Raw genomic sequence first — 7,667 nt, forward strand, 5'->3', positions numbered from 1 at the left:
GCACTAGCTAGGGTGAGAGTGAGATTTCCGGCGGTGACGGTTTGGGCGACGGTACTGCCGAGATTGAGGTTGATGGTTTTAGTTGTAGTCGCCGCAAAGTCGAGGGTATCGATTCCAGAGGCATCAATTAGGAGATCGCTATTCAAGACCAGATCCGTGTCGAAGAGGTAAGTGTCGTTATTGGCCCCGCCATCGAGGGTGTCATTACCTCCTAAACCGCTAAGGGTGTCATTACCTCCCACTCCAGCTAGGGCATCGGCAAAGCTTGTCCCGACCAAGTTGTTATTGCCCGAGTTACCATCATTGTCAAGAATGGTGGACGTAGCGTTGTTAGGTCCACTAATAGTGTAGCCGACGGGGGCGGTAATTGTGGTGATGATGGTTTCGCCGGGGTCACTAAAGAGGTCATCTTTGGTGGGCAGAGTGATGGTGGCTTTGGAGGAACCTGCCAAAAAGGTGGCTTTGCCGGCTCCAGGGTTGGTGTAGTCAACACTTGGAGTGGCTGTCCCCGCCAAGGTGTAGTTGACGGTTAAGGCACTGGAGAGGTCGCCGGTGCGGGTGAGGGTAAAGACACTGCTCACTGAACCTGCTTCCTTGCCGTCTGTGGTTTTGGCGATCGAGATTGTTTTCGTCGAAGCAGTATCAATCGTGAGTGACCAACCATCAGCAATTTCACCAACATCAACAAACTGATAGTCGTCAAAGGCATACAAACTCCAGGTGCCATTCCCACTGGTATTCTTGAAAACAGATAGGTCTGCGACATAAGGTCCGACAGGGGCTGGGGAGTCAAAAACATCACCATCACCACTATCAATATCGTTAGGTTTATAAGAACCACTGATAGTTACATTGGAGTCGTCAATCAGAGTTGCGGCACTGGCATCAAAGGTTAAGTTGACCCCGCTAACCGGCACTTCTTCTCCAATATCGGACATTAGGATTGATTTGGAACCAGTGGGGCCGACTAAAAGGATATCTACATCTCCAATCCAGGTATGACTAACATTGTTGAGGGTGACTTTTAAGTTACTGATGTTGCCGCTTAACCCAGATACGCTGATGCTAGAAGGATAAGGATTTGTTCCGCCAATACTCTCATCATCAATCGAGATAGGATCAGAATTAGTAAATGTATTACCTGTACTGTCATTGTCAAGAATGGTGGCCGTAGCCGTGTCAGCTCCACTGATAGTGTAGCCGGCGGGGGCGGTAATTTTGGTGATGATGGTTTCGTTGGGATCACTCAAGAGGTCATCTTTGGTGGGCAGAGTGATGGTGGCTTTGGAGGAACCTGCCAAAAAGGTGGCTTTGCCGGCTCCAGGGTTGGTGTAGTCAACACCTGGAGTGGCTGTCCCCGCCAAGGTGTAGTTAACGGTTAAGGCACTGGAGAGGTCGCCGGTGCGGGTGAGGGTAAAGACACTGCTCACTGGACCTGCTTCCTTGCCGTCTGTGGTTTTGGCGATCGAGATTGATTTTGTGCTAGGCCCCGCTAATTTCCATCCCATATCTTTAAACAAACCTAAGGTCACAGGGCCAGGGTTAAGAATACTTTCCCCAAAGCCAATAGAATAGGTCATGAGGGCGTTGGGAGTATTGTTAAATACTTCATCCAGGTGAGAGTAACTTGAACCACCACTCCAAGTGCTTGGTGCGTAGAGCTTGACTCGGTTTCCGCCATTAGCAGCATTGGCATTAGACCCGTCAAAGAAAATGTTGTTGCTGGTAAGCTGACTGCCCAAAGCAGTAGAAGGATTGGGAAATAGGGACGTATTCAACAAACTTTGTCCAGAACCATTTTCGGTAAAACGATCATAGATTCCTGGAGAACCAGTGCCGAATCCCCATGAGCCTACGCCAGATTGATTGTTCATCAAACCCAAGAAACCTAAACCATGGCCTAGTTCATGCAGAACAACACTGACGAAACTAATCTGGTTCGTTGGTACGTTATTGTCTAACCCGTAATACCAGTTAAAGTTACTGTTAAACTGGGATCCAATATCACTTGCTGCTGGGTCTAAATCTTGTCCTGCCAAGGAATTTGCTAGTGCAACGGGATACCAGGTATTTGTTTGAGGGGCAGCTGAAAAATTCCTGAAGAAGCTCTCTGGCCCGGCTTGCCCCAGAATACCAGAACCTAAATTAGCAAAGGAAGCATTAACATTAATCGGCACCGAAGAATCCAGTAAACTCTCCCAAATATCTACAGCAAACTGAAAGGCCGTTTGAGCCACGGGAGTAAACCCTGTGTAATTAACATTGATAACAGTATTGCTTTTAGGAAAATCAACTTGTCCTGTTGATGTAAGGAAGTTGCTCGGTAATGAAACCCGAAAACGACTGGGATTGGGGTCTAGGAAAAGAGAAGCCTTCGGCAAAATTACCCCTCCCTGGGATGACTTTAGCATTTCCCACAGCCCACGGTTTCCCGTCTCCGTTACACTCACTTGATGCCGAGATGGCGAGTGTAGGTCTGCTAACCCAGATATTCTTTGAATGGGAAGAAAATCTTTGATTTGGTTATCTGTCGAGTTTGTCTCGATACCCTGAAATCCTAATTCCTCCAGGCTCGGCAACAAGCCTTGAATATTATTACTTTTTATTACTAGAGCAACTGTGTTTCCAGCCGCACTCTGTCCAGCTTGCACTGGGGTTTCCCTCGATACACTTAAATCCCCAGAACCTGTTAAATCAGCTGTGATTGGGAAGGATTGCTCAAAACCCAAAGCATCCTTTAAGGACGGCACATCTATACGCAATGAATTGGAACTTACTTGTGTTGTCTTCATGATTTTGCCTCCCTAATTGTCCGAAAATTAATCGGTCAATTACTTAAGTTTGTTAATTCTTTCTGTTTATGGTTAGGGAAAAAGACAAGCTCAACCTTTCTGCCTTAAGGATAAATTTCTCATCTACTTATGATCATAATATAGACATTTAACAAATAAATAAATTTTTTCTTAAATTAATTTATCCAAGAGCCTGATTAGTCACCGCAATAAGAACAGTATTATTGAGAATTAAAAAACCTAGAGGTATTAAGCTGCCCGTGCATTTAAATTGCTTAAATTGCTGGTTGAGACGCGGTTAAAATGCGTTGCGTAAATGCGTCTTAGCTTACCAGGTCAGGGTTTCTCAATCAACAGAGGAAATACTAAGACTATTTTTCAAAAACTGTGGCCTAATTATAGAAAGGATCATTAAGTGGATAAATCGGCTCTTATCGTTTCTGTGTGGAAGGGAGAAGAATAGGGATAATTTTTCAAAAAATAGTCTTCAAAGCTTTATCTAGCAAGACTTGTACAAATAATAAACACTAATAATATATCAGGTTTGTCAGAGACGATAAATGGGTAATGTTTGGGGATAAAAATAGTTTTTTATTCAAAAAATTGCAAGCTTTTTCATGTTTCTTTGACTGATTGATGAATTGGCGATATAAATCAGTAATTTCCCTTATTTTTGATTAATTATCAGCCCAATATACACCTCGATATTATTACAATAAAACAACCACCACATTCAAATTACTACCTATTGCTTAAATTAAACCTTCTCCTCACTTCAGTCTGGTTTCTGCGGTTTGATTGCTTGTTATCACCAACTGAAGAAATCTTCCCTTTAGATGAGCCTACTTTTACCTCAATCTGCTTAACCGAAACCGTGGCTAAATTAATCTTTTTTTCCCAAGTTCCCTAGAAAGATTAAGGTAAAAATTAGCTCTATCGGCCTTTAGATTGACTGATCATGGCTATTTACCACTGGTGCGGGGCTATCCTCGCCAATCCAAGCCCTAACTAACTCGTAGCAGAGACCGAGCAGAACCGGCCCGACGAACAAACCGATAATCCCGTAGGCGATCACTCCCCCGAACACCCCTAGCAGAATCACCACCATGGGAATGGGCAGGCCGCGCCCCATTAAGATGGGTTTGAGGAAATTATCCACCAAGGTGGCGGGAATCATCCAGAGGGTAAATAATAGGGCGATGGAATTGGGTAGTGTTACCCAAGCGTGAATGAGCGCCCCCAAGACAATCAAACTGGGGCCAATTTGGAGAATGCCCAAAATTAGGGTGAGGAGAGTTAATAAACCGGCCGCAGGTGTTCCCACCGCTACTAAACCGATGCCGATCAAAAGACTCTGGATAATGGCAACGCCAATAATACCGCGGCTAACATTGCGGACGGTGGAGGCGGTAAGACTGGCCAGCGCGATTCCTCGACCTGGGGCGATCTTTTCCGCTAACCGGTTCATCAGGTGAGTCAGATTTTTAGCCGAGAGGGTCAGTGCCGCCGCAATCAGAATCGAGACGATAAATTTCAGCACCGTCAGACCAGTACTGGTGGCCAGAGAAAGGGAGATTTTCCCCAGTTCTTTTAATTGTGGCTCGAAGCGTTGAAGAAATTGACCCGTATTATCTGATGCCTGCTGCCAGAGACTGGCAATCCTTTCGCCGATCAGCGGCCAGGTGGCCACATCGGTGGGGGGAGGGGGAATCAGCACCGCACCAGTATCGATATATTCGGCCAGCGTTCGCAGATTACCCGCCAGAACCGCTGCAATGCCACTCACCGGACCGATAATAATCCCTAGAGAAAGTAGGGTGAGCAGAACTGTGGCCAGTTTAGCCCGGCCAGCGAGTAACTTTTTTAACCAGAGAAAGAGGGGATACCAAGCGATCGCTAGAATTGCTCCCCAGAGGATCATGGTTAGGAAGGGACGCAGCAGGGTGAACCCAGCAAATAACAACAGGCCGAGAAAAAACAGCCGGATGACGAGATCGATAATTTTAGCGTCATTTTTCATCAATAGCAATCGCCTTTTGGCTAGATGAGGACATTTCTGCAATTATGGCAGTTTTTAGTTATCGGTAGTGATTTGCTAGTAGTGGTGATCCGTCTTGCTTATCTCGTGGGGATTGTGTAAAGTATTTCCTAATCAAAATAATTGCCCAATAAATCTTTAAAACTGATTCTTTTAGGGTAAATCTCCTGACAAATATTTTTTGGGTCGTTGCAATGCTTGCTTTAAATAGTCTTGAGGGAGTAAAATCGACTAATTTAATCTGTTAACAAGGATGCCGGCAAATTTATTAGAAGTGCGGGGAGCCACCCGTCGATTTGGGGGATTAGTCGCTGTCGATGGAGTTTCCTTTCAGGTACAAAAAAACGAGATTTTTGGCTTAATTGGACCCAATGGGGCGGGAAAAACGACTTTATTTAATCTGATCACCGGTTTAATTCCCCTATCGAGTGGTGATTTAATTTATCAAGGGTACAGTCTGGCGAATTATCGTCCTCACCAGATCGCTCAGGCAGGAATTGCCCGTACTTTCCAGAATTTGCGCTTATTTGGTGAATTATCGGCTTTAGAAAATGTAGCGATCGCTGGTAACATTCACAATAGCTCCAATCTCTGGACGGGAATTTTGGGTTTACCAGTTTCGAGAAGGGAGGAGGAAAAAACCTACAAAAGAGCAGAGGAATTATTAGATTTAGTCGGATTAACCGACCAAAGCAATCGGAAAGCCTGTAATTTAGCCTATGGTGATCAAAGACGCTTGGAAATTGCCCGCGCCTTAGCTTTGCAACCCCAGTTATTACTCCTCGATGAACCGGCAGCCGGGATGAATCCCAGCGAAAAGGGGTCATTAAGTCAGCTAATTCGACAAATTCGTGATAATTTAGCTTTAACTGTCCTGTTAATCGAACATCATGTGCCTTTAGTGATGGGATTATGCGATCGCATGGCCGTGTTAGATTTCGGTAAGTTAATCGCTTTGGGAGAGCCAGCCACAGTTAGGAGCAATCCTGCGGTGATTGAAGCTTATTTAGGGGATGAATAAGGATTTTAGATATAGCAGCTATCTTCATGGTGAGGTACGAAGTTTTCGTTTTGGGGAGCCGGTCGTCAGTTATCTAGGATACTGGGAAGCAGTGCGTCTAATTCTTGGATGGCTTTTTCTCTGAGTTGTTTCACCTCGTTGATTTTGCCTTGTAGGTTATCAAGATAAGTGACGATTTCTTGTTCTAAATCCCAATTTTTACTCATATTCACCCTCACCTGTAAACAAATCATAAAACAAAGAAACCAAAATAATAACCGTTTGCTCTAATTCTATCATCTCCTCAAAATCCCGATCACCAGTAATCAAAAAATCCGCCTCACTAACCCTTGCTAAAGCGATAAACTTAGCATCTTTCGGATCCCTTGTAAAGTCAACATTAACATTAACTTCTATTAACTTTGTGCTATTTTCAATTAAAGTTAACCATTCTGCTTTCTTGGTATCACGTAGTTTTAACTTCTTTCGCTGTAAAACTTCTCTATACTCATCTAAAATTTCCTGTGATACTATCCAATCATAATCAGCATGACTAATAATAAAATTAATCACCTTTTCTGGTTTTCCATCAGCAACCGCCGCAGAAATAAGGATATTTGTATCAATAATAACTCTCATTCTCCTCTCCGATAAGCTTCAATTTCCGCCGCAATTTCTTCATCGGTTAACGGATTATCAGCGTGTAAAGCTTGGGTTTCTTGGCATAAACGCTTAAATTCTTCTGCTAACCTTACTTTTTCAGGATCAATCGGTTTATCCTTATTTTGTTCCCGTTCTTTTCGATACTTCCTAATCTTTTCTTTTAATAAGGCTTTTGCGGATTCTGTCCCTTTAACATAATCAGGTAATATAATTTCATACTCTTGTTCTTCTAATAGCTGAAATGCTTTAGAAATAACCTCTTGATGGGTGTTATATTTACCAGTTTTCAGTTGTCTTTCTAAAAACTGTTCTTGTTCAGGAGTTAACGTAATTTGTATCATAATTACCAAATAGTTTGAAGGTTAGATAAAGCTTGAATAGTCAGATAAATAGATGATTTCAATAATTGATATAGCAGAAACCTTAATCTGACCTTGATTCCCAACGACATTTTATCAGGTATTTAAAGTGGTCAAAGACAATCTTTCATACTTCTTAGAAGAACCATCTTCTCAACTGCTTTGTATTCCCTCAATCTGAGAACTCAAAACCGCTTCTTGACGAACGTACATCGAAATTACGCCATCAAGACGACCTAAAGCTCTGTCTGCATCAGAAAGCAAGCGTCTAAGCTCAGAATCCCTGTTTATCGGCGGATTTGGCGGTAAAGCAGCAGGAATGAAAGCAGTGTAACCTTCAACTTGTTTGATAAATTGACCCGAACGCATAATAAGAACTAACAGTGGGGAATCTTATTTTAGTTTTTGGCTGTTTAGTAAAATAAGATTAAGCTGAATATAACAATAATTGTAATTGCTCGATCGCTTCCTTTAGCCTTTCTACCCCTGCAAACTTACTGGCAATTTCCGTCACCTCTTGGGAAGTGCGGAAGTGGGGAGATTTTCCCAAAACCCTTGACAAATGGCGAGACTTGCTTTAGACTTTATATATAATGGGAATCCGTGCGCCCATATATATAGGGTTTTTGAGGGAAGATAAGAGAGAAAAAAATAGCCTGAAAAACCGGGTTGAGAAGGTATAACTGAACTTCCACCGTATGAATATACTAGCTATGGCTAAAAGTCTTAGAGAGCCTGAGTTAAAGCCATATAATACTAATGGACTACTGGTCACAAACTCCTGAAATCCTTACGCAGATAGGGCTTGAGGCAAA

General features: G+C 43.1%; 8 protein-coding genes. 1 reads left to right on the forward strand and 7 read right to left on the reverse strand.

All coding sequences use genetic code 11. The features are described 5' to 3' along the window. Together IM319_RS00990 and IM319_RS00995 are read right to left on the reverse strand one after the other, a co-directional pair. Positions 1 to 2,792: Calx-beta domain-containing protein (locus IM319_RS00990; RefSeq protein WP_287734291.1), on the reverse strand; the 2,792-nt coding region annotated here is incomplete at its 3' end. Between the two features lie 943 nt (positions 2,793 to 3,735). Continuing rightward, a complete protein-coding gene (locus IM319_RS00995; protein ID WP_287687485.1) occupies positions 3,736 to 4,812 on the reverse strand; it encodes an AI-2E family transporter in 1,077 nt (358 codons plus the stop codon). A gap of 271 nt (positions 4,813 to 5,083) precedes the next feature. Between IM319_RS00995 and IM319_RS01000 the strand changes: the two genes are divergently transcribed. Next, positions 5,084 to 5,851, forward strand: a complete 768-nt coding sequence (locus IM319_RS01000; RefSeq protein WP_287676301.1) for an ABC transporter ATP-binding protein — start codon at positions 5,084 to 5,086, stop codon at positions 5,849 to 5,851. Between the two features lie 65 nt (positions 5,852 to 5,916). Here IM319_RS01000 and IM319_RS01005 read toward each other — a convergent pair whose 3' ends face one another. From IM319_RS01005 to IM319_RS01025, 5 genes are all read right to left on the reverse strand, one after another. Further along, positions 5,917 to 6,057 carry a hypothetical protein gene (locus IM319_RS01005; RefSeq protein ID WP_287687487.1) on the reverse strand — a complete coding sequence of 47 codons (141 nt, stop codon included), beginning with the start codon at positions 6,055 to 6,057 and terminating at the stop codon, positions 5,917 to 5,919. Next, on the reverse strand, positions 6,050 to 6,469 hold the full coding sequence (locus IM319_RS01010) for a putative toxin-antitoxin system toxin component, PIN family (protein WP_002803328.1): 420 nt from the start codon (positions 6,467 to 6,469) through the stop codon (positions 6,050 to 6,052). The genes IM319_RS01005 and IM319_RS01010 overlap by 8 nt, the downstream gene beginning before the upstream one ends. After that, positions 6,466 to 6,834 carry a ribbon-helix-helix domain-containing protein gene (locus tag IM319_RS01015; protein ID WP_287687488.1) on the reverse strand — a complete coding sequence of 123 codons (369 nt, stop codon included), beginning with the start codon at positions 6,832 to 6,834 and terminating at the stop codon, positions 6,466 to 6,468. The genes IM319_RS01010 and IM319_RS01015 overlap by 4 nt, the downstream gene beginning before the upstream one ends. Before the next feature lie 171 nt (positions 6,835 to 7,005). Continuing rightward, the gene (locus IM319_RS01020) at positions 7,006 to 7,221 is read right to left on the reverse strand and encodes a Fic/DOC family N-terminal domain-containing protein (RefSeq protein ID WP_287687489.1); all 216 of its coding nucleotides are present in this window, start codon (positions 7,219 to 7,221) and stop codon (positions 7,006 to 7,008) included. A 58-nt stretch (positions 7,222 to 7,279) separates the two neighbouring features. Then, on the reverse strand, positions 7,280 to 7,402 hold the full coding sequence (locus IM319_RS01025) for a hypothetical protein (RefSeq protein ID WP_287687491.1): 123 nt from the start codon (positions 7,400 to 7,402) through the stop codon (positions 7,280 to 7,282). Positions 7,403 to 7,667 lie beyond the last annotated feature (265 nt).

Source organism: Microcystis sp. M113S1, from assembly GCF_020246945.1.
Classification (GTDB): domain Bacteria; phylum Cyanobacteriota; class Cyanobacteriia; order Cyanobacteriales; family Microcystaceae; genus Microcystis.

Bases quoted from the DNA above. Each gene is read 5' to 3' on its own strand.
- IM319_RS00995 (WP_287687485.1), bottom strand. From the start codon at position 4,812: ATGAAAAATGACGCTAAAATTATCGATCTCGTCATCCGGCTGTTTTTT.
- IM319_RS01000 (WP_287676301.1), top strand. From the start codon at position 5,084: ATGCCGGCAAATTTATTAGAAGTGCGGGGAGCCACCCGTCGATTTGGG.
- IM319_RS01005 (WP_287687487.1), bottom strand. From the start codon at position 6,057: ATGAGTAAAAATTGGGATTTAGAACAAGAAATCGTCACTTATCTTGAT.
- IM319_RS01010 (WP_002803328.1), bottom strand. From the start codon at position 6,469: ATGAGAGTTATTATTGATACAAATATCCTTATTTCTGCGGCGGTTGCT.
- IM319_RS01015 (WP_287687488.1), bottom strand. From the start codon at position 6,834: ATGATACAAATTACGTTAACTCCTGAACAAGAACAGTTTTTAGAAAGA.
- IM319_RS01020 (WP_287687489.1), bottom strand. From the start codon at position 7,221: ATGCGTTCGGGTCAATTTATCAAACAAGTTGAAGGTTACACTGCTTTC.